19 protein-coding genes are annotated in these 24,628 nt (G+C 45.0%); 15 read left to right on the top strand and 4 right to left on the bottom strand.

Annotated features, from left to right (window positions below; genetic code table 11):
• The first annotated feature begins 22 nt into the window (after positions 1-22).
• Positions 23-2,467, top strand: a complete 2,445-nt coding sequence (leuS, locus tag NST38_RS21815) for a leucine--tRNA ligase (protein ID WP_036615125.1) — start codon at positions 23-25, stop codon at positions 2,465-2,467.
• Here the strand turns inward: leuS and comER are convergent.
• On the bottom strand, positions 2,448-3,293 hold the full coding sequence (gene comER / locus NST38_RS21810) for a late competence protein ComER (RefSeq protein ID WP_036668550.1): 846 nt from the start codon (positions 3,291-3,293) through the stop codon (positions 2,448-2,450). The two genes, leuS and comER, sit on opposite strands and share 20 nt — an antisense overlap.
• Before the next feature lie 185 nt (positions 3,294-3,478).
• Between comER and NST38_RS21805 the strand changes: the two genes are divergently transcribed.
• The 3 genes from NST38_RS21805 (at position 3,479) to NST38_RS21795 (ending at position 7,642) form a co-directional block, all read left to right on the top strand.
• Positions 3,479-4,114, top strand: a complete 636-nt coding sequence (locus tag NST38_RS21805; protein WP_076254417.1) for a ComEA family DNA-binding protein — start codon at positions 3,479-3,481, stop codon at positions 4,112-4,114.
• Positions 4,115-4,153: 39 nt separating this feature from the next.
• Complete coding sequence (locus NST38_RS21800; RefSeq protein ID WP_076254419.1) at positions 4,154-4,672, top strand: deoxycytidylate deaminase; 519 nt, start codon at positions 4,154-4,156, stop codon at positions 4,670-4,672.
• Positions 4,673-4,774: 102 nt separating this feature from the next.
• Positions 4,775-7,642, top strand: coding sequence for a ComEC/Rec2 family competence protein (locus NST38_RS21795; RefSeq protein ID WP_076254421.1), 2,868 nt, complete (start codon positions 4,775-4,777; stop codon positions 7,640-7,642).
• Between the two features lie 15 nt (positions 7,643-7,657).
• Here the strand turns inward: NST38_RS21795 and NST38_RS21790 are convergent, their stop codons facing one another.
• Positions 7,658-8,110: a hypothetical protein gene (locus NST38_RS21790; RefSeq protein WP_076254422.1), complete on the bottom strand. Its 453-nt coding sequence runs from the start codon at positions 8,108-8,110 to the stop codon at positions 7,658-7,660.
• A gap of 620 nt (positions 8,111-8,730) precedes the next feature.
• Between NST38_RS21790 and NST38_RS21785 the strand changes: the two genes are divergently transcribed.
• From NST38_RS21785 to NST38_RS21760, 6 genes are all read left to right on the top strand, one after another.
• Positions 8,731-9,243, top strand: coding sequence for an RNA polymerase sigma factor (locus tag NST38_RS21785; RefSeq protein ID WP_036615117.1), 513 nt, complete (start codon positions 8,731-8,733; stop codon positions 9,241-9,243).
• Entirely contained in the window at positions 9,240-10,130 is an 891-nt protein-coding gene (locus tag NST38_RS21780; RefSeq protein ID WP_076254424.1) for a DUF3298 and DUF4163 domain-containing protein, read from the top strand. The genes NST38_RS21785 and NST38_RS21780 overlap by 4 nt, the downstream gene beginning before the upstream one ends.
• A 283-nt stretch (positions 10,131-10,413) precedes the next feature.
• Complete coding sequence (locus tag NST38_RS21775) at positions 10,414-11,592, top strand: IS110 family transposase (RefSeq protein WP_076254983.1); 1,179 nt, start codon at positions 10,414-10,416, stop codon at positions 11,590-11,592.
• A gap of 246 nt (positions 11,593-11,838) precedes the next feature.
• On the top strand, positions 11,839-12,615 hold the full coding sequence (locus NST38_RS21770; protein WP_076250670.1) for a DUF3298 and DUF4163 domain-containing protein: 777 nt from the start codon (positions 11,839-11,841) through the stop codon (positions 12,613-12,615).
• Positions 12,616-13,381: 766 nt separating this feature from the next.
• A complete protein-coding gene (locus tag NST38_RS21765; protein WP_076250672.1) occupies positions 13,382-14,821 on the top strand; it encodes a polysaccharide deacetylase family protein in 1,440 nt (479 codons plus the stop codon).
• Positions 14,822-15,629: 808 nt separating this feature from the next.
• Entirely contained in the window at positions 15,630-17,648 is a 2,019-nt protein-coding gene (locus NST38_RS21760; RefSeq protein ID WP_083684407.1) for a copper amine oxidase N-terminal domain-containing protein, read from the top strand.
• 131 nt (positions 17,649-17,779) lie between these two features.
• Here the strand turns inward: NST38_RS21760 and NST38_RS21755 are convergent, their stop codons facing one another.
• Complete coding sequence (locus tag NST38_RS21755) at positions 17,780-18,082, bottom strand: hypothetical protein (RefSeq protein ID WP_017687204.1); 303 nt, start codon at positions 18,080-18,082, stop codon at positions 17,780-17,782.
• A 351-nt stretch (positions 18,083-18,433) separates the two neighbouring features.
• Between NST38_RS21755 and NST38_RS21750 the strand changes: the two genes are divergently transcribed.
• The 3 genes from NST38_RS21750 (at position 18,434) to holA (ending at position 21,533) form a co-directional block, all read left to right on the top strand.
• Positions 18,434-18,982, top strand: coding sequence for an RNA polymerase sigma factor (locus NST38_RS21750; RefSeq protein ID WP_017687205.1), 549 nt, complete (start codon positions 18,434-18,436; stop codon positions 18,980-18,982).
• The gene (locus tag NST38_RS21745; protein ID WP_076250674.1) at positions 18,979-20,259 is read left to right on the top strand and encodes a zf-HC2 domain-containing protein; all 1,281 of its coding nucleotides are present in this window, start codon (positions 18,979-18,981) and stop codon (positions 20,257-20,259) included. The genes NST38_RS21750 and NST38_RS21745 overlap by 4 nt, the downstream gene beginning before the upstream one ends.
• A gap of 257 nt (positions 20,260-20,516) precedes the next feature.
• Entirely contained in the window at positions 20,517-21,533 is a 1,017-nt protein-coding gene (holA, locus tag NST38_RS21740) for a DNA polymerase III subunit delta (RefSeq protein ID WP_036668560.1), read from the top strand.
• A gap of 187 nt (positions 21,534-21,720) precedes the next feature.
• Here holA and rpsT read toward each other — a convergent pair whose 3' ends face one another.
• Entirely contained in the window at positions 21,721-21,993 is a 273-nt protein-coding gene (gene rpsT / locus NST38_RS21735) for a 30S ribosomal protein S20 (RefSeq protein WP_024628504.1), read from the bottom strand.
• Between the two features lie 175 nt (positions 21,994-22,168).
• On the opposite strand from rpsT, the gene gpr reads away from it, so the two are divergent.
• The gene (gene gpr / locus NST38_RS21730; protein WP_036615103.1) at positions 22,169-23,170 is read left to right on the top strand and encodes a GPR endopeptidase; all 1,002 of its coding nucleotides are present in this window, start codon (positions 22,169-22,171) and stop codon (positions 23,168-23,170) included.
• Between the two features lie 147 nt (positions 23,171-23,317).
• Positions 23,318-24,613: a stage II sporulation protein P gene (locus NST38_RS21725; protein ID WP_076250675.1), complete on the top strand. Its 1,296-nt coding sequence runs from the start codon at positions 23,318-23,320 to the stop codon at positions 24,611-24,613.
• The last annotated feature ends 15 nt before the right edge of the window (positions 24,614-24,628 follow it).

Here is a 24,628-nt window from a genome sequence, read left to right as displayed (position 1 = left end):
TAACCTGAAGGAGGAACAATAGATGAGTGAGAATAACCAGCCGAAACACGGCTATCAGCCACAAGTCATGGAAAAAAGTTGGCAGCAATATTGGGATGCAAATAAAACGTTTAAAACGGGTGAGGACCCTGCTAAACCGAAATTTTATGCACTGGATATGTTCCCTTATCCATCCGGTTCAGGTCTGCACGTAGGTCACCCGGAAGGATATACGGCAACGGATATCGTTTCCCGTTACAAACGTATGCGCGGTTACAACGTATTGCACCCAATGGGTTGGGATGCTTTCGGTCTGCCTGCTGAGCAGCATGCACTGGATACAGGTGAACATCCACGAGATATTACATTCCGTAATATTGACAATTTCCGTCGCCAGATCAAATCGCTTGGTTTCTCCTATGACTGGGATCGTGAGATCAGCACAACGGACCCTGAATACTATAAATGGACGCAATGGATCTTTATTCAGCTGTACAACAAAGGTCTGGCTTATGTAGATGAAGTTGCAGTTAACTGGTGTGAAGCCCTTGGAACGGTACTTGCTAATGAAGAGGTTATTGATGGCAAGAGTGAACGCGGAGGACATCCGGTTGTACGCAAACCGATGCGTCAATGGGTTCTGAGAATTACCGAGTATGCAGAGCGTCTGTTGGAAGACCTGGAAGAGCTGGATTGGTCTGAAAGCATCAAGGATATGCAGCGCAACTGGATCGGTAAATCGACAGGGGCGGAAGTTGTATTTGCCATTGAGGGTCGCGAGGAAGTTATCAAGGTGTTCACTACCCGTGCGGACACATTGTTCGGTGCGAGCTTTGCAGTACTGGCTCCGGAACATGAGTTGGTAGAAGCAATTACAACCGATGACCAACGTGAAGCTATTCAGGCTTATCAGGAGCAGGCTTCTCGTAAGAGTGATCTGGAACGTACAGATTTGGCCAAAGACAAAACAGGTGTATTCACTGGCGCTTATGCAATCAACCCTGTTAATGGTGCAAAACTGCCGATCTGGATTGCTGATTACGTTCTTGCAGGTTACGGCACAGGTGCGGTTATGGCAGTTCCGGGTCATGATGCGCGTGATTGGGAATTTGCGAAGCAGTTCGGTCTGGATATCATCGAGGTTATTCAAGGTGGAGACGTTACACAAGAGGCATATTCGGGTGATGGCGCACATGTGAATTCCGATTTCTTGAACGGACTGAATAATGAAGAAGCGGTTGCCAAGATGATTGCTTGGTTGGAAGAGAACGGTAAAGGACAAGGGAAAGTGACCTATCGTCTGCGCGATTGGCTGTTCAGCCGTCAGCGTTACTGGGGTGAGCCAATCCCGATTCTGCATCTGGAAGACGGAACGATGAAGACAGTACCTGAGGATCAACTTCCACTGCTGCTGCCTGATATCGACCAGATCAAACCTTCGGGTACAGGAGAATCACCACTGGCGAATGTTACGGAGTGGGTGAATACGGTAGATCCGGAAACGGGAATGAAGGCACGTCGCGAGACCAATACCATGCCACAATGGGCGGGTAGCTGCTGGTATTACCTGCGCTTTATCGATCCGCGCAATGACAAGGAACTGATCTCCAAGGAGAAACAGCAGCAGTGGCTGCCAGTTGATCTGTACATTGGCGGAGCAGAGCACGCCGTACTTCACTTGCTGTACGCTCGTTTCTGGCACAAAGTGCTGTATGATCTGGGTGTTGTGGAGACCAAAGAGCCTTTCCACAAACTGGTCAACCAAGGTATGATCCTGGGTACCAATAATGAGAAAATGAGTAAATCTCGTGGTAATGTCATTAACCCGGATGAAATCGTGAATGAATTCGGTGCAGATACATTGCGTCTGTACGAGATGTTCATGGGACCATTGGAAGCGACAAAACCGTGGAATGCAAACGGGGTTGAAGGCATGCACCGCTTCCTGTCACGTGTATGGCGTCTCTTCATTAACGAAGACACAGGAGCCATCAATGACAAGATTACGGTGGACGGTGGAACGGATGAGTTCAAACGAACTGCTCACAAAACGATCAAAAAGGTTACGGATGATCTGGAACATCTGCGCTTCAACACATCCATCAGCCAGCTGATGATTTTCATCAACGATGCATACAAAGCGGACACACTGCCTCGTGAAGCGATGGAGAAATTTGTGCAGCTGTTGTCACCACTGGCACCGCATATGGCAGAGGAACTGTGGAGCCGTTTGGGTCACGAAGGTGGGATCTCTTACGTGGCTTGGCCTGAATATGATGAGTCCATGACAGTGGATGCGGAAGTAGAAATCGTTGTTCAGGTAAATGGTAAAATTGTAACTCGTGCTACGATCGCGAAGGATCTGGATGCACAGGGTATGCAGGACTTTACGATGGAGCTGGCACCTGTTAAGCAGGCGCTGGAAGGCAAGACCATTCGCAAGGTCATTGCCGTTCCAGGCAAACTCGTTAATATTGTTGCCGGTTAATCTCACCGGCTCGGAATAGTTCATCCAGCTTTAACAAATCTTCATCATATTTGTCATGTGTCGTGTGGATCAGGTTGTCGAAAACGCCGTCAAGACTAACCTTCAGCAGTGCGAGTGCCTGAGCGGTAATACCGCCAGGTACAGCGACACGAGCCTGAAGCTCTTGCGGGGTGTATCCTCCTTCGGTGAGCAGCTTGCCTGTTCCCAGGAGCATTTCGCCAGCCAGAGCGCAGGCATCTGCCCTTTTGATGCCTGTCAGCTTCACTGCACTTTCGATCCACTGTTCCAAAAAGAACGATATGAATGCAGGTCCGCAGCTGGAGAAGTCGGATGTGATTCGTGTACAGGCTTCATCCACTTGGTACGGCCTGCCTATATGACTGAGCAGACTTTCCAACACAGCGCGGTCTTCACTGGTCATTCGTTCGCCATGTATGCAGAGGGATGCTCCACTGCCGACTTGGTGTGTGACGCTGGGAATTACCTTGGAGACTTTGCAAGGAAGTGAAGATTCCAGATGTCGCAGCTGCACGGGACTGGTGATCGAGACAATTATATGATTGGGATTCACGACAGGCAGGATGTCGTCAATAACATGTTTGAATTCAAGCGGCTTCACGCACAGGAAGATGATGTTGCTTCGGATCACCGTTTCCCGATTGCTCTGGGATTCATGCAGACCGGGGTAACGGAGGGATAACTGACGTACTTTGGACGGGGTTCGATTGCTGGCCGCGATCTGCCGGGGCTCAAGTGCACCCGATTGGATCAGGGCATAGATTAGCAGGCTGCCCATGCTGCCGGTTCCGATAAATCCAACCTTCATTGTTTCAGGCCTCCTTTCATGCTTTACGGTACTGGCGCAGTTCATTCCCTCTATTCTATGCGTGAGGACCTGTTTCACATGACATGAAAAATGCACAACTTGTTTCATCAGGAAAGTTCAACGGTTCGGAAGCACCGCCCGTGTTCGAAATGAATGATTTTGAATTCAGGGAGAGGTGTGGAAGAATGAGATGGAACAAAGGGATGACCATTGCTGCTGCGGTGGTTGGAAGTATACTTATATTATGGTCGGGCAAAAGTGAACAACCACCTAGTGGCTGGGAACCCTTGCAGCTCGGCACCGAGAAGCCGACGATAGAGCAGGAACTCCCTGTTGTACAGTCGGCTACTTCGGTTCAGGGCAATACAGGAGCATCTTCGGGAGCTGATGCAAGTGGGATGCAGACTGGGAATGAGACAAAGGCAGAAGAGTCTAAAGGGCTTGCGAGCGTTAGGGTTGAAGGTGATACAGCTGTTCGAACTACAAGTCAGACGAATGATAATCCACCGGACACCTCAAATTCGATTGAACCAGTTGCGCAGGGTACGAATTCTGATCTTTCGGTTACCTCGGAGACGGCATCAAGCAGTAATCCACCTGTAGTTCGTGAGGAATCTGGCGACAATGGCAAGATTGATGTGAATACCGCTCCTGTCTCCAAGCTTATCGAGCTTCCCGGAATTGGGGAGAAGAAGGCTCAAGCTATTGTGGACTATCGGAATGCACATGGTCCTTTTGCGAAAGTCAGTGATCTGACAAAGGTCAAAGGAATCGGGATGAAGATGCTGGAGAAGATGGCGCCGTATGTGCAGATCCGGTAAAATTAAAATATAAATTGTATTAAGCGGGAGGAAAGCAGCATGAGTACAGCGGTACGCAAGGACTGGGATACGTATTTTATGGACATCGCGTATATGGTTTCCACCCGTTCCCGCTGTTCGCGTCGTCATGTGGGCGCCGTTCTTGTTCAGGGAAAGAAACTGCTGGGAACAGCCTATAATGGTGCACCCACCGGCGTCCCGGATTGTTCTGAAGCAGGTTGCATGATATCGGAAGAGTATGAGTTGGTCGTGACCGATGGGCAAGAAGAAATGGTGAAAAAGCAAAGATGCATTCGCACAATTCATGCGGAGCAAAATTTGCTTTTATTCACAGATCGAATCGACCGCGAAGGCTCGTCCGTGTATGTGACCGACGAACCTTGCTGGACATGTGCCAATATGCTGGCGAATAGCGGGATTACAGAAATCGTGTTTCATCGTTCTTATCCTAAAGATACCGGCAAGGTTACCAATATGATGGAACAGAAGGGCATAACGTTCCGCAGGCTGGAGAATTACCAGCCCCCGCGGGAAACGATGATGACTGTGAGCAATTAATGTGAATATGGTCGAATATGTGAGGGAGAACCTCCGGCAAGCCTGAATTGGCTTTCCGGGGGTTTTTCTGCGTTCAACGGGTGAAATGAAGGAGGGGGAGAAATGAAAGGCAGACCGTTATTAAGTTTTACGATTTGTTGGTTGTGCGGGAGCGGGATAGCATGTGCGTTAACAGGCTGGGCGTTAATCTGGGGGTTAATTGGAGCTCTGGCATGTTTACCACTTTTACTTCGTTTTATGGATGTGCGTGGATGGTCTGTTTTATTTTTACTCGCTGCCTTTATTGGAGGCGCTGCACATTGGGAGTGGAATGACGCACGCAATCATAGTAGTCTGCCGGAGACCATGCATATCGCTGTTCATGAGTTGGACAGATGGTCAGCTGAAATTAAGGGTGAAATTGTGTCAGATGTACGTATTGATGGAGATCGGGCTGACTTTAAGATACAGATGTCTTCAATATTACCAATATCGGATTCGTCAGCAGATACAGATCTTGTAGCATCATCTGCATTCAACATAGATGAACAATTGATGGTACAAGTCAGACTGTTGGAGGAAGAAGAACAACAGGTAGCAGCGGGCTGGAAGAGGGGAAATTTGATTACGCTTAATGGTTCTTTTGTCCTTCCTGGTGAAGCCAGGAACTTTGGCGGGTTTGATTATCGCAGTTACTTGCGCACCCTGCATATCCACTGGTTGTTCAAAGTGAAAGGAGCCAGTTCGGTCACAGCAGTTGCTCCTGAGGGACTTGGACAATATAACGTACTACGTTGGACGGATTGGACTAGGCATAAGTTGGGCTCGGCGGTTGAGCAGTTATTTCCAGAGCCTCATGCAGGTTATATGAAGGGTCTTATTATCGGGATGGCTACTGATATCGATCCAGGTACCTATGGTCAGTTTTCACAACTCGGTCTAACGCATATCCTGGCAATCTCCGGAACCCATGTCGCTGTATATGTTGCTTCGTTGCTTCTCATTCTATCTTGGCTAAGGCTTACCAGAGAGACGGCACTCACGATTGTTCTGATCCTGGTGCCAGCTTATGTACTGTTATCCGGAGGTTCACCTTCAGTGATTCGGGCAGGAATTATGTCCATGATTGGGTTGTATATGGCACGTCGTGGTCTCGCCAGAGACGGTCTTCAGATGATCAGTGCAGCAGCGTTGCTGATGATGTGGTGGGACCCGTACTTTTTGCTAAGCGTGAGCTTCCAGTTATCCTTTCTCGTGACCGCAGGTTTGATGATCTACATGCCATTGATTAACCGGCTGTTCAGCGGCTGGCCGAAATCTCTGGCTGCAACGGCATCCGTGACCGTGACCGCTCAGCTGATTTCGTTCCCAGTAACCATTTTGTATTTCAACCAGTTCTCACTACTCTCATTTGTAGCTAACTTTCTGCTGGTTTCTTTGATCAGTGCTATTGTATTACCTCTGGGGACGGTCGCCATGTTATTGTCATTCATATGGGTTCCCTTGGCGAAACCTCTCGCATGGATTGCGATGCAACTGAATCAACTGACATTTATAAGCGTGGAGTGGATGAACAGCCTGCCAGGTTTTGTGTTGATCTGGGCAACACCGCCCTTGTTATGGATTTCCACATATTATGCTGTGTTGTATGCCTTACTCTACCTGTTGCATCGTGGCAATGGTGAGCAGCGAGAAACAACGTTTATTGAGGAAGAGACGGCTCCTCTTGTGAGGCGACAACCTCCAGTTTCCATGGAGAATGTGGGCATTCGCTCTTCTATGTCTAACGTGGCACAGGATCAAGGTAAGAACCGTGTAGATGGAAAAGAAACTTCATTAACGACATTAGGAGCCAGTATTGCCTGGCCGGAGTATACAAGTGCATTTACTGCACGAGGTGCAGGATATTATGCACATGAACGAATGAGTAAAGCTCAGCAATGGTTGTGCGGGTTGCTCGCGCTCAGCTTTATTGCTGGATTGTGGTGGGCATATCAGACTCCGCAGCCTGTTGGAACCGGCATCGTGCAGTTTTTGGATATTGGTCAGGGAGACAGCACATTGATTACAACCCCGGAAGGAAAACACATTCTGGTGGATGGCGGGGGAACGGTTAGTTTTGGGAACACCGAACAATCGTGGAAAACAAGGCGTGATCCGTATGAGGTGGGAGCCAAGGTGGTTGTTCCTCTATTGAAAAAGAGAGGTATCCATCAACTGGACGCTGTAATTGTAACGCATGCCGATCAGGATCATGCCGGAGGACTACAGGCTGTGCTGGAACAGATTCCGGTTAAACGTTTCATGTTTAATGGCACAACCAGTGGTAAAGAAAACTTTGATAAATTACTGGACACAGCCATGGAACGTAAAATTCCTCTGTACGCCATTCAGCAAGGCATGTCCTATAAGGTTGATAAGGAGACAATTTTACATTTTATAGCTCCGGATCTGGAACATATGGATGTAAATGGATCAGGCAATTTACCAGTGTCTGAACATCAGAATCACGATTCCGTTGTCTTTTTGCTGGAAATGGCGGGGGCTTCCATGTTGTTCACCGGAGATATGGATGCTGCGGCCGAGCAGGACCTGCTCTATATGATTCAGGATGGCTCGTTGGCTGCCCAGTTTGAACAGAAAGGTGCAGATATTGGAGTTACAGAGGGAGTTGTACAAAGGGTACTTACACGCCCGTTGCAAGGTAATTTAAATGATGCTTCAGCATCTGTCTCCATTGACGTTCTAAAGGTCGCTCATCATGGCAGTAAAACGTCGTCCACCGAAGCCTGGCTCCAATACTGGAACGCCAAAACAGCTGTGATATCTGCAGGAGTTAACAATACATATGGGCATCCCAATCCGGGAGTGATGGAACGTCTGGAGGCTACCGGGTCAGATATTTATCGGACAGATCAGATGGGAGAGGTTCAGATGAGGGTGAAAGATGGGAAGATTGATATCCGGTACAAGTTGTTTGGAGTTGAGTGAAGGCAGGCAATCTATTTATCGGTATGAAGATGAGTGAAGAAAACTCCGATTTAATACCAACTGGAAGGTTAAAAAGACAAGAGAACATACAACAATGTGGATAGTTTGAGCAGAAAAAGTACTGAAGTTACGTGTAAATATCGAGTAGATGATCCCACCTATGAAGCCTAATAGACCATATGCAACGATTGCAACGAGCAATCTTTTATACGTATTATCTTTTTTTCTGTATAAAAGTAATCCATCCACCAATATAGAAAGTGGCGTAAGTAAGAAAAGTAAAATAGCGAGATTAATCAATAATCCAACCGCAAATTTATACCCGAATGAATAATAGTAAGTATTCTCTAATCTTTCATCTATAGGGACATAGTGATATATCCCCATTGCAAGTGAAATGAGAACTGCAGTTAATACAGCTGCAACTATTTTTCCGCGCGGCCTATTGATTCTATGGGTGTTTGTCATTTAAATATTGACCTCCCTAAATAACTATATTCAATAAGAGATAGGCTAAGGCGTTACTATATTTTAACATACAGAGGTTGAGGAAAAGTGGGAATTAGAGAAAGAAAGTACTTAGTTGACCTATAAAAGAAAGAAGTCGTTTCGCTGCGAAACGACTTTTTTCTTAATTGCATGGTGGTGACATATTTTTTGGTAGTGGCAGGGTAGGAAATGAGGGAGGGGAGCGTGGTTCCACCGGCACAGATCAGAAGGAGACGGATTAAAAATATGAAATATCGTTACTATAGAAAGCCTACAACGACAAAAGCGCTACAGACTACCAAACAACTTTCGGTTCCGAGTGATACATTGTTTTTTCGGAAAGAAACCTTCGAAAGTTTCAAATGAATTCGGTCATCGGTAGTAGACTGGTATTCGGTAAGTGAAGGATGGGAAGATTATTTTTAAAAGGACGAGGTGCATTTAATAGAGGCACCGAGGTTTACGCTGAGCTGCTTGTGAGGGCCTTGAACGATTTGCAGAAGTGAAAAAAATTTTGGATGCCAAAACTTTTTGGGAACCCGTATACGTCTTACTTCTTGTTACGACAAAAGATTTATATAGAAAAGGAATAATCGGCCATGTTCAATAGGAAAACTGAAAAAATTCTGACACACTGTATTACCGAGCATAAAGAGAACGTATACCGACTTGCGTATAGCTATGTCAAAAATAAGGATGATGCCCTGGATATCGTACAAGACTCCATATACAAAGCGATGACGCATCTCGAACTTTTGAAGAACCCAGATGCGGTCAAAAGCTGGTTTTACCGGATTGTGGTGAATACCGCCCTGGATTTTCTGCGCAGTAACAAAAAGGTTCAGGCGATGGATCATGAAATGATCGAAACCTACAGCCCCGGGGAAGAAGATACGTATACGGACATTGATTTGAAGCGAATGCTCGAATCCTTGCCGGATAAATACAAGAGCGTCATTATACTGAGATATTTTGAAGACATGAAGATCGAAGAAGTTGCGGCTGTGCTGGATGAGAATGTGAATACGATTAAAACAAGGCTGTATCAGGCGCATCAGCTATTGCGAATCAAAATGAATGATGAAACAACCAAAGGAGATCGAGTAAGATGAACAATAACATGGAACAGCTGCGAAAAGAATATCAAGAAATACCCATTCCAGATGAATTGGATAGCATTGTAAACCAATCGATTCATAAATTCTCTAAGGAGGGAAGGAGGGGCCGCGGCTCAAATTACAGATGGTTAGCTGTTTCCAGTGCGGCTGCGGTCATGTTCCTTGTTGCGATCAATGTGAGCCCTCCTGTAGCGAAAGCATTGTCATCCATACCGGGTGTGGACCGGGTTATCCAAGTGCTCACGTTCAAGGAATACGTGGTTGACGAGTCTAATTACAATGCGATTATCAAAGTGCCTTCCATTACCGATATGGAGAATGAGCAGTTGCAAAGCGGGTTGAACGAGAAATATATGAAGGAGAACAAAGCGCTTTACGAAAAGTTCCAGGCGGAAATCAGCGAATTGAAGAAGCAAGGCGGAGGCCATCTGGGACTTGATGTCGGATATGAAGTAAAGACGGACAACGACGAGATTTTATCTATACAAAGATACGTGGTCAAGACCGCTGCTTCATCCTCGGAGGAGCTTCAGTTTGATACGATCGATAAGAAAAACCAAATCCTCATAACTCTGCCGATGCTGTTCAAGGACGATCGTTATGTACGGCTCATCAGCGACAACGTTAAAGAGCAGATGCAGGTGCAAATGAAAGCGGACCCTAATAAGATTTACTGGGCTCCGGGAGCTACCGACGTGCCGATCACCAGTGAGTTCCAGAGCATCGCGAAGGATCAAGGCTTCTATATCAACAACGACGGCAAGCTGGTGATTGCTTTCAACGAATATGACGTTGCGCCAGGCTATATGGGTTCTGTGGAATTCGTCATTCCCACGGATGTGTTGAAAGACGTTCTGATTAATAACAAATACATTAAGTAATGGAAGAGACCGGTGATGGGGTACCCCGCGCCGGTTTTTCGTATTGTCAGGTTAGCCAGTAATTACTGGTTGGCCTTTTTTTGTGGTCGTTTTACGATGGGGGAAGCCGGGAGAACGTGGCGGTTTTAGGGGCTAGGACCTCGTAACAAAAACAGTTCTCCCACGACCTCCAAAAGACCATGTTTGGGCTGGTAGGGGCAGTTGACCCCGTATAACAAGCGAAGCTATGGGTTTGGAACCATCGTGGAAAGGACCGGCGAAACGAAAGATAAGGAGTGAGGGCATGGAACCTGTTGTTGGTGTAGATGTCGCTAAAGGTTCAAGTGTGATACAGGCGTTTCAAAAACGAAATGAGCCCGTTGGTAAAGCTATCGTCATTGAGCATGTTGCGAGTGGATTCGAACAATTCACGGAGATGTTAGGGGCCCTTCAAGCCGAAACGGGTGTTGCTCCAGTGGTTGTTTTGGAGGCGACTGGGCATTACCATCGTGCCTTGGTGTCCTGTCTGAATCGGAGTGGCTACACCTACTACATTGTGAATCCCTTGCAATCCAAGCGAGCGAAGGGAACGCAGTTACGCAAAGTTAAAACAGATGCTGCAGATGCTTGGCATCTGGCAGAGATGTACTATCGCGGCGACGTGAAGCCGCATCGAAATTGGGATGAGACGTTTACAGAGCTACAGCATTTGACTCGGCAGCATGAGTTTGTCACGGGAATCTTTGTGCAGGCGAAGCTGAACAGCAGAGCCTTGCTGGAGCAAGTTTTTCCGACGTATGAGCAGATATTTTACAATGTGTTTTCAACAACATCATTGACGGTGCTGTCTCATTGTTTGGAGGGAAGTGTGACGAATTGGAATGAAGTCATTCAGGGTAATTCGGGACGATCCCATTCCAAGCGATGGACCAATGAAAAAGCGAGAAAACTGGAGGAAGTACTGGATGAATGGAGAGAAATTCGGCGTAGCCCCGCTCAAAGCAAGGCACTGCTCGGAATGGTCTCTTTATTGTTGACGATGATTCGGCAACTGGAGGAACTCGAAAAACAAATGGAGGAACTTGCAGAAAATCTGCCTGAAGTCGGACTGGTGAGAAGTATCCCGGGAATTGGAACGAAACTGGCCGCAGCCATTGTAGCTGAACTAGGTGATGTGAAACAGTTTAGTGATGCGAAGCAACTTGTAGCGTTTGCGGGCCTTGACCCAGGGATTTTCAGTTCAGGAAAGTTCACAGCGACAAGTACACGAATTACGAAACGAGGCTCTAAAAGGCTCAGACGTTCACTATATTTAGCGGTGCAATGTGGAATGCGAAAGAATGCGAATGCAAGAATCCGTTCGTACTACGAGAAAAAAAGAAACGAGGGCAAGCCCTACAAGGTGGCCGTGATCGCCTGCGCAAACAAGCTGTTACATCACATTTTCGCCATCTTGCAGAAAGGCCAGCCCTACCAAGTGTAATCCATATTTAACCAAAACCTCCATACCCGTGGAGGTTATTCGTGTTGGTCGGAAAAAGTATACCACGAAAAGAGAACTCATCCAACCAGAAATGCTTGACAAACATTAGCTGGTTTTTGTTAGTACTTTGGTCGAAGAGACATTGTTCTGTTTTTGATTTTCCAAAACTTTCTGTACCATCTCATGCGTCTAGCCAATGAGTGTGCTTGATTAGACACTCATACAAAGAGATGGAGGATGAAAGCTATGAAAAAGAAAACGATAAAATACATGAAGATGGGGGCCATGGGCTGTGTAGCCATGCTCGGCGTCGGCGCAGCGAGCTTATCTGCAAATGCGCTGGCCTCGGCACCTGTTTCAGCGAACGTAACTGTCAGCTCTAAGGTACATTCAACCGTCCCTTTGGCTACAGGAGTGAAAATCGTGGAGAAGGTACTGAGCACAACAAGCAAGAACCTTATTGTGAACATCAAGGTACCGCAGCTGGACGGCATGCTGGACACCAGATACCAGAATGAACTGAATGGCATCCTTTTATCCCGTGCGCAAAAGGATCTTGCTCAGTGGGAGAAGGATGCCGCAAAAACGGCCAAAAAGGCAAAAGTAAATCACCAGAAGTTCCACCCCTATGAATTTTACGTCAGCTATAAGCTAAAGTCGGACGGAACTGGAAACCCGGCAGGAGTAGTTTCGCTTGAAGTAATCACGGAAGGTTACAGGGGCGGAACAAGCATGCCCCGGATCGATACCTACAACTTGAAAAATGCCTATGCGGCTCAGCGCGTGACACTGGAGGATCTCCTCGGTTCTAACTACAAAGAAAAGCTTGATGCAGATATTCTTGCGCAAATGAGAAAGGATCCCGATCAATACTTCCTGGAAGAATTCAAAGGGACGTTCACGGAACAGTCGTTTTATATTGAAAAAGGCGAACTGGTTATCGTCTTCCCGAAATACAGTATCGCGCCGGGATATGTGGGTTCACCGGAGTTCCGTTTCAATTTGAAGAATGCCAGCCTCTGAGGCAAAGCCGAATGATATGAAGCCAGAAGTCGCAGTAAAGTTGGATCTGAAAAAGGTGGCAGCTTACTAAGGGAGCCTATGGCGTGATGATCGTTTTGCTCGAAATTGCACAGAATCTCTTGTATATGAAGTGTAGTGAGGTTCAGCCGCAAAGTCTGCAAAAGTGCATAAAATGAGCAGTGGACAAGCGCGTCCTACGAGGAGGAGTCCTGCTTCTTCTCGAAAATGGCTCCCAAAGCGCTCGGCGCAGCCACTTCGATTCATAAAAATCAGTTTTACGTGCAATCCAATTTGTGTCCGACATTCTAAATGTACAAGTACAACATTAATTCAAGTCTTATGCTGGAAACATGACGATTATTCTGAATGTGGCATCCCGAAGACTCTCTTCTTACGGGATGCTTTTTTTAGTTCTAAAGGCAGAAGTTCCATGAAATTGTTTTGTTCTCTTCATTGATTACATTAATTGGAGAAAACTTTTTTCACAACCTCGGCGTCCTGCCTATGAGCGACAAATCAAAAAGATAAGGACGAAAGTAAAATGCATGATGGGCTTAGGGGGATTTGCGTGGCTCCTCATTATCGATCTGTCGAGAGTGCAGGCACTCAGTGGTGCCTTTCTGTCATCGATGTTTGATGTGAATAACTGATGGTTGATTTTTCATCAGGTATCGTATTTCGATAGTTTTGGGCCACCATCGCCGGAAGAAATGATAGACAATGACTTGCAGTTTTATGACTAGAATAAAGATAAGGATGATTTGAAATGAACAAAAGGAAGAAAACACGGTGGCCCGTTTGGCTGGTTGGATTTATTGTATTAGCTGGCGGGATTCTAGGAATCAATCTAATGGTGCAAAATGTTCTAGCTGGGAACCACAGCGTTACAGAGAACGTTGAAGTGTCGCCCAGTGCATACCCAGGCTTAAATATCGAAACAAGGACGAAGAATACGAAGCATTATATACTGTCGATTAGCAACGTTCTCTCAAACAGCAAGGAGATTAATACTCCTATTCAGACGTGGGTCAATGATCAGGAAAAGAAATTCTTAACCCAGGTTAAAACCGGTGCAAAAACGCTTCAAGGCGATCATCGTGCTGAATTGAATATTACAGTAGATACGAATAAAATTAATGACCATTTATATAGTTTAGTGTTCACTTCCTATCAAATCACCACAGGCGGTGCTAATGGACAATCGATAATAAAATCTTTTAATATCGACACAGCTGAAAATAAAATATTGAATTTATCTGATATCATGACTTATGACAAAGCAGCTGTTAACCATATTATGTCCATCGTGAAGGGGGAATTGAAGAAACAGAAAAACGTTCACTCTTATGTATTCGAAGCAGAACTTCAAAAATCTATAAAAAATCCATCTGGATGGAAATGGTCCATAGGTAACGGAGTCTTTACTTTATACTTTAATAAATACGAGATCGCTGCAGGTGCAGCCGGAACGGTCCAAGTGAACATTCCACTGAAATCCTTGCATTCCTACTTGAAGAAGGACCTTACTAAAAAATGGAATATTACTTATGAAAATAACGATGAACCAAAAGGGAAGAGGCCAACTCAGCCTCCGCTTGATCCTAAAGGGAAATATGTTGCTCTTACCTTTGATGATGGGCCTCACCCAAAGGTGACACCTAGAGTTCTAAAGACTTTGAAGGAGTATAACGCGAAGGCTACTTTCTTCATGCTGGGCGTACAAGTAGAGTATTATCCTGATATGGCTAAAAAGGTTGCTAAGGCCGGCCACGAGATCGGCAATCACTCCAAGAGTCATCCGAATCTTGCGAATATGAGCCTGAGTGAGGTGCGCAAACAAATCATAGAATCATCGCACCGAATCAAAGATGCGACTGGGGAAAAACCAACCCTATTCCGTCCGCCTTATGGTGCTATGAATGAATCAGTCAAAAAAGTCACCAAAGAACAGAAAACACCCATTATTTTATGGTCAGTGGATTCGCTGGATTGGAAAAGCCGGAACGCTCAAGCCGTAAATAAAGAGGTTGCTAAAAACATCAGATCAGGTTCGATTGTACTTATGCATGATATTCACGCTTCTACAGCTGATGCGCTGCCCCACATGCTTAAATCACTAAAAAAGCAAGGCTACCAATTCGTAACGGTGTCTCAGTTGTTGTCCTTGAATAAATCCACAGGAAATGGCCCTTATTATAATCAATAAGTTCATCACACAAAAGAGGTACAAACCTTCGTTTTTCTAAGGTTTGTACCTTCTCTATAAGAATGGATTTGCACATCCTATATAAACCGACCTTTATTTGGATTTGAAATAATTCCTTGCTGTTCCGATTTCTCCATAGTTTCTTATATTCAGATACGGATGTAAGAGTTTTTCTAACGAACATTTTGTCCATAAGCTGCTTCACTCGCTAGCGACAGATGGTTCCAGCGTTATAATATTTTAGTTATGCAGTCATCTTTTTTTCAACTTTTCGTACTAGAAGTAAGTAATACTTCATGAAGTGTAAGGACATCTAGACTATCACTTAGGATAGTTGACTAAAAATCAGTTACTCTCTTGCCTTTGATATGCCAACTATCAAGCTAATTATAGTTGCGCTGAATAAGTTTAGTATATGATCAATTTGATCCCAACTTTTATGCCAAATTATCATATTAAATGCAATGAATAACACACTACTGAGTAGAAAGAATCCCAGGAAGTATTTGAAAAATATTATTAGATTCATTTAATCTCCCGCATATCCATTTATAGTTTTGTTACGGTTGCACGCCCTATTTCGTTTATAATATGTTTCTATTTTAGATTATTAAATGCAATCATTTGTATTTGGTTTGTTGTATATATGTAAAAATATGTTTTTAGTTACGGATTTGATTAATGTTATGTGATTTTTGTTGCAGGATTATGGTTGTTTTTACCGAATAATAGTTAGGCCCACCTTAGAGGAGGGATAGAGATACTTAGGGATCGTAGCACTATACATAATAATGAGGGGATCAAGAAAATGGAACTTGTAGAAATGTCGCAAAGTAAAAAGAACAGAAATGCAACTCAGAAGTTTAGAGTGAAATGGATTAGAAAAGCGATAGCCCTATGCATTGGACTTTTAGTTATCGGTTTGATCGTAGGACAGTCCTCCGCTTTTGCATCATCTGGATCGGGTAATTCCATCACTTCAGTTCTTGACCGAAATGACTATTTGCTGGACGATGGTACACTTTGGTCTAAAGGGGCCACAAGTGGAGTATGGACACAAAATCGAAAACTGATTGGTATTTCAAAATCAGAAGACCATTCCATCTATGGGTGGACTGCCGATGGCCAAGTGATTCGGTGGAATAAGGACAATGCGCATAAACCAGTAACGAAACAATTCAATGGCGTTGTGAAAGTTTATGGCCATGGATGGGTTCAGCTTCAGGATGGAAACCTTTATAATTTTGATGATCAGGCTAAGGTTTTGGAATCGATTATCGATGCGGATTCTTATAGTTTTGGAAGCGATTCTTCTTATAGCGCATTATCTTCATCAGGAGATATATATTATGACAAATACAACAAAATACGTAAAGCTGGAAATGTACCTGATGGTAAAGCAATTGCAACGAATGGTGTTTACGCAGCAGTGCTGAAAAATGATGACTCGGTAGTGATCGTAAGTATGCTGTATGAGGATGACTACATCACGGTTGCGAATAATGTGCAATCTTTGATTTGGTGGGGGAGTACGCATAAGCTGCTCACGGTGAAACAGGATGGAAGCGTCTGGAGCTACGATCGAACTGCCAAATATAAGGGCGAGCAACTGCCTGGTTTAAGTAACGTATCGCGGATGGTGTATGCGCCTAATCTGGATGAGCTATATGCACAGTTACAAGATGGATCATGGGCTACATATGATAATGGAAAGTTAACTCCTCTATCAGCTCCCGCGTTAAATCAAGTGACACTTACGGCATCTTCCAAGGAAGCTAATATTGGGGATACGATCACGCTTGCTGTTCAGGAGAATTATAGTAATGGTTTCAAAAACAAGCGTGCGCCATTGCCTGAAGAAATTATAGTGGAGCAGCCCCGAGTTGCACAAATTCAGGCAGGAGGCAAACTGAAGGTTACGGGCATAGGAACAACCAAAGTGACTTTGAAGATAGGTGATTTTGCCTCAAGTCTTCAACTGAACGTTGATTCACAGCAAAAGTTAACAGGCGCCACATTGTTGGATGGAAATGTATACTTGCCAGTACAGTCGGTGTTCAAAACTTTGGGAGCCAAAATTGATGTGAAGGGTTCATCTTTTGAAATTCAATTTGGAGATGACAGTATTGTTTTGCAAAAAGGGAGTGCTGTTGCGCGATTAAACAACAAAGAGCTGAAGTTGAAAGGGAAAGTACAAACCATTGGAGGGCAAACTGTATTTCCTGCGGACTTGTTAAGACAGGCTGCGGGTATTCAGGTTCGATGGGATGCTGAGCTAAAGCAGGCCAAGGTGCTGGTTGGAAATTCTTCTATTCTGGTGGAATCGAAGGATACACTTGCACTGATCAAGAAAAAAGAGTTGGGGAATCTTGCTCGCTTCATTGGCAAGTCCTACTGGATCAACAGTGATACGAGTTTAGGGCAACGTTTCAGTAAAGTGACCATATCAGATATCAAAATTGAGAAGATTAAATACGGTGATCGAAGTTACTCTATTATCTTCCGTAATGCAAAAGGAAAAACCGTTTCTGCCTATGCAGGAGGGGCGCCTTCCAGTGTGACGGAGATGCTTGCCGATTCCAACCAATTCTTCTCTTCTGATCCGTATAAGAAATACAATTGGTCCAAGTCTACTTGGAATAAAATCATTGCTGGAGAAGTAGCTTTAGGAATGAACATAACTCAGGTGCGCCTTGCATGGGGAGATCCATCGAGCATTACGTATGAAACGAGTTCAAAAGGCAAAATCGAGGTTTGGGTGTATGCCAGCTCCGCAGGCATAAGAGCTTTAGGGTTTCTCAATGGCAAACTGATGGCGATTTACTGATGAATATACCAATTAATCACTTCTTTTGATTGCAAGTCACAGTACAAAAAAAGCCCGCTTTCCGTTACACCCCAGGAGGGAGAATATCGGAAAACGGGCCATTTTTTCAAAATGTAGAAGAAATATAAGAACTACTCTACGCCATCCTTAAAGTGTTTGCTCCAGTGTTTGTCGCCCTTGTGCAACAGATCTTCTACCGTTTTCTCAAGAGTCATCAATAGCTGTGCTCTGACATCCAGTACGGTTTCTCTGTACAAGCGTTCTTCCGATCCAACGATTTTATCGCCGTATAATGCCTGTGCAGCTACGTACTTCCGATGTTCCTCGACCAGAGTATCAATGGACTCCAATGCATGTTCAACAAAGTGGGAAATACTTTGATATTCTTTGGGCATTTGTTCTTTTAAAGCTTGAATTTTCGCAAGAGCTGGCATGCTCATCACCTCGTGTTTATGAATGTAAATTTACAATACACTATTTTCATGAAAATTGCATTAAAATCAGCTTAAATTTGGACAAATTTCGACTTTTTTTATTTTAGGAACCAAAAAAGTGCTTATCTATAATGTATGCCATTGCATTTGAATTGAGTCGTGTAAGTAATGGAATCCCTTTTGGATACGTTTGGTGACTCGTTATGCAATTTCTGTTATTCTAAGAGAAGATTTCAGCGGCCCTAATACATACGCCGTTATTTTGTTATGGCAAATTAAAAAAATACTTAACTTTGCAACAATTTTATTGATGATCACGTCTGTAAGGTTGCAGGGAGAGGGGGATCCTTTGTGGTAGAGCCGGAACTCATCAGAGCCGCTCAATCGGGCGATCGCGACGCTCTAATTACCCTATTGCGGGAGATTGAACAACATGTCTATCGGACCGCATATTACATTCTAAATAATGAACAGGACGCTTTGGATGCTGCGCAGGAAGCGTTGATCCGAATTTACACCAAAATCAATTCATACGAAGAAAAGGCCCAATTCAAAACATGGGTACAACGCATCGTCACGAACATCTGTATTGATAAATTCAGAAGAACCAAGCCGTCTGTCTCCATTGACGAACATGACATGGTTTTTCAGGATAATCAGGATGTGGAGTACGAGGTCATGTCTACATATGTGGCCCAGGACATTCAGGATGCGATCAACAAGCTTCCCGAGCATCATCGTACCGTTATTGTTCTAAGATATTTGCAGGACTTATCCTACAATGAAATTGCGGATTGTCTCGATCTTCCGTTGAATACGGTGAAATCTTATTTATTTAGAGCCAGACAGCAGTTACAGAATCTACTACAGGAATATCAGAAAGGTGGTGTGACAGGATGAAATGCGAAGAGGTGGTGGAATGGATGCACCGCTATCTGGATCATGATCTGGGCGAGGCGGAAACCGCGCAGATGCTACAGCATGTGGCAAAGTGTCCGGAGTGCGCCGAGAATTTTAGTTTACTCAGAGCTCTTTCCAGAGAACTGGAAGAATTACCGCAAGTAAGCCCGAAATTTAGTCTAGTTGATGCGATTATGCCACAGCTTGATGCCATTGACGAAGCGCGGAAGGAACAAAGTAGCACCATACAGGAAATGAATCCTGTCCCCGCTACATTTGAGAATTTACAACGTTCAAGTGAGCGGAAAACGAAGCAAAAATGGCTTAACTCGATGGCAGGACGTATGTCCATGGGTGCAGCGGCTGCGGCAGTTATATTGGGATTTGCCATCTGGGGAAATCCGCCTGAACAGATTGAGAATGCCGATTCCATGCTGATGAGCTCTGGAGCTTCTCAAGAGAGCGGCAATTTGGATGAGAATTCGTTAAGCAAGAATATTGAAAATTATGATCCTGCCACTTCGTCACAACCAAGCAACAACGATGTGTTTGTGGGTCAATCGAATGATTCACCAACTAAACCAGATAACCAAGACGTAGAAACAATGCCTGAAGACGGTGGAGATGAGGTACAGGAGCCTGAAGTTCAGTCAGATCCGACACCTAAACAACCGGCCACTGAATCAACGCCTGCTCCGAATAAAGGACCGCAGGATAATTCGTCCAGAACTCCTTCGACCGATAATCAGAAGAATCCGGCTCAAAACCAAGATTCTGAGCAGAGAATTCAGGGATCAGGAGATTCTCCTAAATCTTCTGCAGATGGGGAAGAGAGTGGAGTAACAGAAACAGAAAATGGAGATGCGCAATCCTTCACTTCTCAGGATACAACACCTAATATAACTGAAGATGCTCCGGTTGAAGGTAACACTGTACCTGATTCCAGTGCAGGTGCAGACGCTTCTGGAGGAAACAAAGGATTCGCAGCAGGACCGGATCAGGGAATGGCTACAACAGCAGCACCAAAAGAATGGAAATCACCTGACGGCTCCTATGTAGTTATGCTTATTGGTGATCAAATCAGCATATACTCCAAACCTGTGAGCGAACCGGATGTTCTAAATTTGGTTGAACAACGCAGCATAGAGGGGACACTGAAGTCAGCGAGTTGGTCAAAGGATGGTACCCTATTTAATTACGAAACGGACAAGGACGGAACAACGGCGAAGAACTCGTTTAATGTACCTGCTGTTTCAGGTGGAGCTCCTGCGAAATAATTAAAAATGGGGAGTGCGCTCCTCTAAAACGAAAGAACATTTTCAGTATGACAAGCATATAGTGGAAGTAACAAAACGTCCTATCTCAGTTCAAGCAACTGACGTCGTATGACCGCGCACCGGCTTTTTCTAGAACTGCCGGTGTCAGCGTTTATATAGATGTAGGACAGGGGACCTTCATCCATAACTGGATGTAAGGTCCCTTTGTTGTCTTGCGCTTTTTCTGGTAGGATAAGAGGGATAAGGAGGCGCCGTGAATGGATGTAAAAAGTGCAACAAAGGCAATACGTAATGGAGAAACGGCACCGATCTATGTGCTGTACGGAACGGAGAAGTACCAGATACAGCAATTTACGGATATGTTAAAAGAACAGGTTATTGAAGAAGAACATCGTGATTTTGCGATTATTCCATATGATTTGTCTGAAACGGCTGTGGAGGTCGTTATTGAAGAAGCAGAGACCGTACCTTTTCTGGTTCCACGCAAATTAATTATTGTAAGGGATGCGAGCCTGTTCACCGCAGGTAAAGAATCCAAGATTGAACATCAGGTTGATCGTCTGCTTACATATATGGAAAATCCGGCAGATTACAGTACGATTGTTTTCCTGGCCCAAGGGGATAAGCTGGATGAGCGTAAGAAACTGGTGAAAGCTGTCAAGAAACAGGCAGTAGTTCTTGCTTTTGCTCCACTCAGTGGAGAAGAGTTATTGAATTGGATAGTAAAACTTGCGAAGCAGCGGGATGTTTCATTGGAGACGGGAGCGGCGGAAACGTTGATCAGCTATGCAGGAACAGGTCTTCAGACCCTGTCTGCTGAAGTAGATAAGTTATGTTTGTTTGCGGGTAATGGGGGGACAATCAAACGTGCTGATATCGAGTCACTGGTTGCCCGTAGTACAGAGCAGAATGTATTCTCGCTAGTGGAGGAACTCGCTAATTTGCGACTGGAGAAAGCGTTGGCTCTTTTCTATGAGTTGCTGAAGCAGCGGGAAGAACCGATTAAAATTGCGGCTCTAATCGCACGCCAGTTTCGGATCATGATCCAGGTGAAAGAGTTGGGCCAACAAAGTTACTCCCAGCAGCAGATTGCCAGTCAGCTAGGTCTGCATCCGTATGCTGTTAAGATTGCAGGTGAGCAAGCTCGGAAATTTCAGCCGGAACGTCTGAGAATGATTTTGAGTCACCTCAGCGAACTGGATTACCAGATGAAAACAGGAGCGGTGGATAAAGTGCTTGGTCTGGAGCTGTTCTTATTGAGACTTGGTGCATGAATGGATAAGAAACGTAATAGCTTACTAGTGTGAATAACAAACAAAGCGACCTTTGCTCCATGATCGTTAAATCATCGGAATAAAGGTCGCTTTATCTTTGTCTTATACTTATCGAATCAGATACTAAAAAATCCTGAAAGCCTATGCTGTTCAGGATTTTTCCATTGGATCGTATAAGTAACGCTTCTTACGCTTGTGCGGAAAGAGCGTTCAGTTTTTTCGCCAAGCGAGACTTTTTGCGTGCTGCAGCATTTTTATGAACCAGACCTTTAGTTACAGCCTTGTCCAGCTTTTTGGAAGCAGCTTGAATCGCAGCTTTTGCAGTATCAACTTCGTTACTTACCAGAGCAGCATCAGCAGCTTTAACAGCTGTACGGAGTGCAGACTTCTGGGAAGCGTTGAGTGCGCGGCGCTTGTCGCTCGTTTTTACGCGTTTAACAGCGGATTTGATGTTTGGCATTACATTCACCTCCTGTAAGGCATTTGCATGAATACAAACGTTTCACAACTTAAAATATTCTATCACGCTAGCATGTAAAATGCAACAGATATTCCTACGATGTTCGACATGCTGTATAAAGAAACCCTTTTTCCCACACAATATGCTCAAATGCGGTAAGGGAGGCAGGGACAGAATGACACTGGATTTGCAAAACTATACAGTTCGTACCGATTTGGCGATCGACTCCAAGGAAATGGCGCAAGGTGGACAGAAACAGACGATTCCCGGACTACAGGAAGATGTAGAGAAAAAAGAGGGCATTACGATTACACGTATTGATGTCCTGACTGAAGAAGCAGCTACGGCTATTGGTCGAGTAAAAGGCCACTATGTCACCTTGGAAGTACCTTCACTACGGAATGGTGATACCGAGTTACAGGAGCGAGTTGCTGCCGAGTTCACACGTGAAATGGAAGATTTTATGGTTAAGGCCGGAATTAACAAAACCTCCAAGGTCTTGATTGTTGGCTTGGGCAACTTAAATGTCACTCCGGATTCACTCGGTCCACTTGTTGTGGAAAATCTGATGGTGACGCGTCAGTATTTCGAATTGGTGCCAGATCAGGTTGCGCCAGGGTATCGGGAAGTCAGCGCGATTGCTCCCGGCGTGTTAGGTACAACGGGCATTGAATCCAGTGACATCGTACAGGGGATTGTAGATCGGACCAAGCCGGATGCCATTATTGCGATTGATGCGCTGGCCTCCCGTTCCTTGGAACGTGTAAATACAACGATTCAGGTAGCGGACATTGGTATTCACCCTGGTTCCGGTATTGGGAACAAACGGCGTGGCCTGACTCGTGAAATATTAGGTGTGCCTTGCATCGCCATCGGAGTACCAACCGTATGTTATGCGTCCACCATTGTGAACAATGTGATTGAGATGATGCGCTCACACTTCCGCCAGGAAACGGATCAGACCAAACAGATCATGGGTATGCTGGACGACATTGGTGAGCAAGATCGTTTGAGTTTGGTGAAAGAGGTACTGGAGCCACTAGGTCATGACCTCATTGTTACCCCAAAGGAAATCGATGAGTTTATTGAGGGAATTGCCAATGTTATTGCTACAGGACTTAACGCGGCACTCCATGATGCTGTGAATCCAGATAACGTAGCGGCCTATACACATTAAAACTTAAAACTGCTGAGAAGAAGGTCCGAATCTATCGGACTTTCTTTTTTTTTGTTTTTGGAATCTTTCATTTTCCTGTTCTATCAAATTGGGCGGGCTCATAGAGTTGAAGTATAAGAGTTGTCCAGCAGGGAAGGAGACAGCAGAATGAACAAGATATTGGCCTGGAATATTGGAAAGTGGAAAAAAAGATGTCTGCACGTGCTGGCCATGGGCCGTACGTTGTTGTTGCTTATGATCATATCTGCTTTGTTTTTTGTCGTACTTGGTCTCGGGGGAATGGCAGAGAAACGCTTGAATAATTCACCCGTTTCTTCCATGAAAGGATTTGCGAGTGCCGTATCAAGCCGCTTTTTCGTCGATATGCTCGGTATGGAGATGCCCCATCTCACCCAGAAGGAACAGACTTCAGCTATATCCGGTGAAAATCTCACCTCATTTGTTTTCCAATTACTAACGAATGTAAATCCTCAAGATCCAAAGAGCCTGATTGCGAGAGAAATGCCGGGCATGGGTTCCAACCAACCTGTTCTGCTCCGTCCTGGATCTGGTAACGAAAAAGCCGAGGCTCCCGAAGATTATCAGCCCGGTCCCGGTCTTACGGATACGGCTTCCGCAGGTGGAGGGAAACCCGGTAGTGAGCTGCACATTCCTCCAGGCCAGGATAATACGGATCCACCTGAGTTGAGTGAGCCTGGAGATGGAGAAGGTAAAGAAGATCCCCCAGCAAAGAATGGTGAGAAAGACAATTCAGGCTCACCGACAACAGGCAAAAAGTCAATTCTTATCTATCATTCCCATCCACGGGAAGGCTACAATCCACTGCTAGGTACGAAAAGTGATAATCCATCATCAGGCAAATCAACAGGCAATGTGTTTCAAGTGGGAACCTACCTCTCAGACAGTCTGGAGAAGCTGGGAATCGGCGTAGAACACGCCAAGGATGATTACCCCACTAAAGTTAAGGACTATAACTGGAACTATTCTTATAAATACTCCCGTCAAACGGTAAAAGCGGCACTCGCTCAAAATGATGATCTGACATATCTCATAGACATTCATCGCGATTCACAGCGTCATGGCAAAACAACAACCACTATTAATGACTTGGGCTACGCCAAAGTGTATTTCATTATTGGACATGAAAATCCAAATTGGCAGCAGAATGAAGCCTTTGCAGCGAAAATTCATAAGAAACTGGAAGCCAAGTATCCTGGGGTATCCCGTGGTGTGTGGGGCAAAGATGGCGGAGGAGCCAACAATGGAGAGTATAACCAAACCCTTTCACCCAACAGCATTTTGATTGAGATTGGTGGCATCGACAACACAGGAGCTGAGCTCCAACGGACATCGAAGATTCTAGCAGACATGATTGCCCAAGTGTATTGGGAAGATCAGAAGGTGGACAAAGCCAGTGCCAAAACCTCGTCGCAGGGTGGATAGGAACCATATATGTAA

This window comes from Paenibacillus sp. FSL H8-0104 (assembly GCF_038050215.1).
GTDB classification, from domain to species: Bacteria; Bacillota; Bacilli; order Paenibacillales; family Paenibacillaceae; genus Paenibacillus; species Paenibacillus amylolyticus.
This window is presented reverse-complemented; position numbering and strand designations above follow the sequence as displayed.

Bases quoted from the DNA above. Each gene is read 5' to 3' on its own strand.
- NST38_RS21790 (WP_076254422.1), bottom strand. From the start codon at position 8,110: ATGACAAACACCCATAGAATCAATAGGCCGCGCGGAAAAATAGTTGCA.
- NST38_RS21805 (WP_076254417.1), top strand. From the start codon at position 3,479: ATGAGATGGAACAAAGGGATGACCATTGCTGCTGCGGTGGTTGGAAGT.
- NST38_RS21755 (WP_017687204.1), bottom strand. From the start codon at position 18,082: ATGCCAGCTCTTGCGAAAATTCAAGCTTTAAAAGAACAAATGCCCAAA.
- NST38_RS21795 (WP_076254421.1), top strand. From the start codon at position 4,775: ATGAAAGGCAGACCGTTATTAAGTTTTACGATTTGTTGGTTGTGCGGG.
- NST38_RS21760 (WP_083684407.1), top strand. From the start codon at position 15,630: ATGGAACTTGTAGAAATGTCGCAAAGTAAAAAGAACAGAAATGCAACT.
- NST38_RS21780 (WP_076254424.1), top strand. From the start codon at position 9,240: ATGAACAATAACATGGAACAGCTGCGAAAAGAATATCAAGAAATACCC.
- comER (WP_036668550.1), bottom strand. From the start codon at position 3,293: ATGAAGGTTGGATTTATCGGAACCGGCAGCATGGGCAGCCTGCTAATC.
- leuS (WP_036615125.1), top strand. From the start codon at position 23: ATGAGTGAGAATAACCAGCCGAAACACGGCTATCAGCCACAAGTCATG.
- NST38_RS21765 (WP_076250672.1), top strand. From the start codon at position 13,382: ATGAACAAAAGGAAGAAAACACGGTGGCCCGTTTGGCTGGTTGGATTT.
- NST38_RS21800 (WP_076254419.1), top strand. From the start codon at position 4,154: ATGAGTACAGCGGTACGCAAGGACTGGGATACGTATTTTATGGACATC.
- NST38_RS21775 (WP_076254983.1), top strand. From the start codon at position 10,414: ATGGAACCTGTTGTTGGTGTAGATGTCGCTAAAGGTTCAAGTGTGATA.
- NST38_RS21785 (WP_036615117.1), top strand. From the start codon at position 8,731: ATGTTCAATAGGAAAACTGAAAAAATTCTGACACACTGTATTACCGAG.
- gpr (WP_036615103.1), top strand. From the start codon at position 22,169: ATGACACTGGATTTGCAAAACTATACAGTTCGTACCGATTTGGCGATC.
- NST38_RS21770 (WP_076250670.1), top strand. From the start codon at position 11,839: ATGAAAAAGAAAACGATAAAATACATGAAGATGGGGGCCATGGGCTGT.
- NST38_RS21725 (WP_076250675.1), top strand. From the start codon at position 23,318: ATGAACAAGATATTGGCCTGGAATATTGGAAAGTGGAAAAAAAGATGT.
- holA (WP_036668560.1), top strand. From the start codon at position 20,517: ATGGATGTAAAAAGTGCAACAAAGGCAATACGTAATGGAGAAACGGCA.
- NST38_RS21745 (WP_076250674.1), top strand. From the start codon at position 18,979: ATGAAATGCGAAGAGGTGGTGGAATGGATGCACCGCTATCTGGATCAT.
- rpsT (WP_024628504.1), bottom strand. From the start codon at position 21,993: ATGCCAAACATCAAATCCGCTGTTAAACGCGTAAAAACGAGCGACAAG.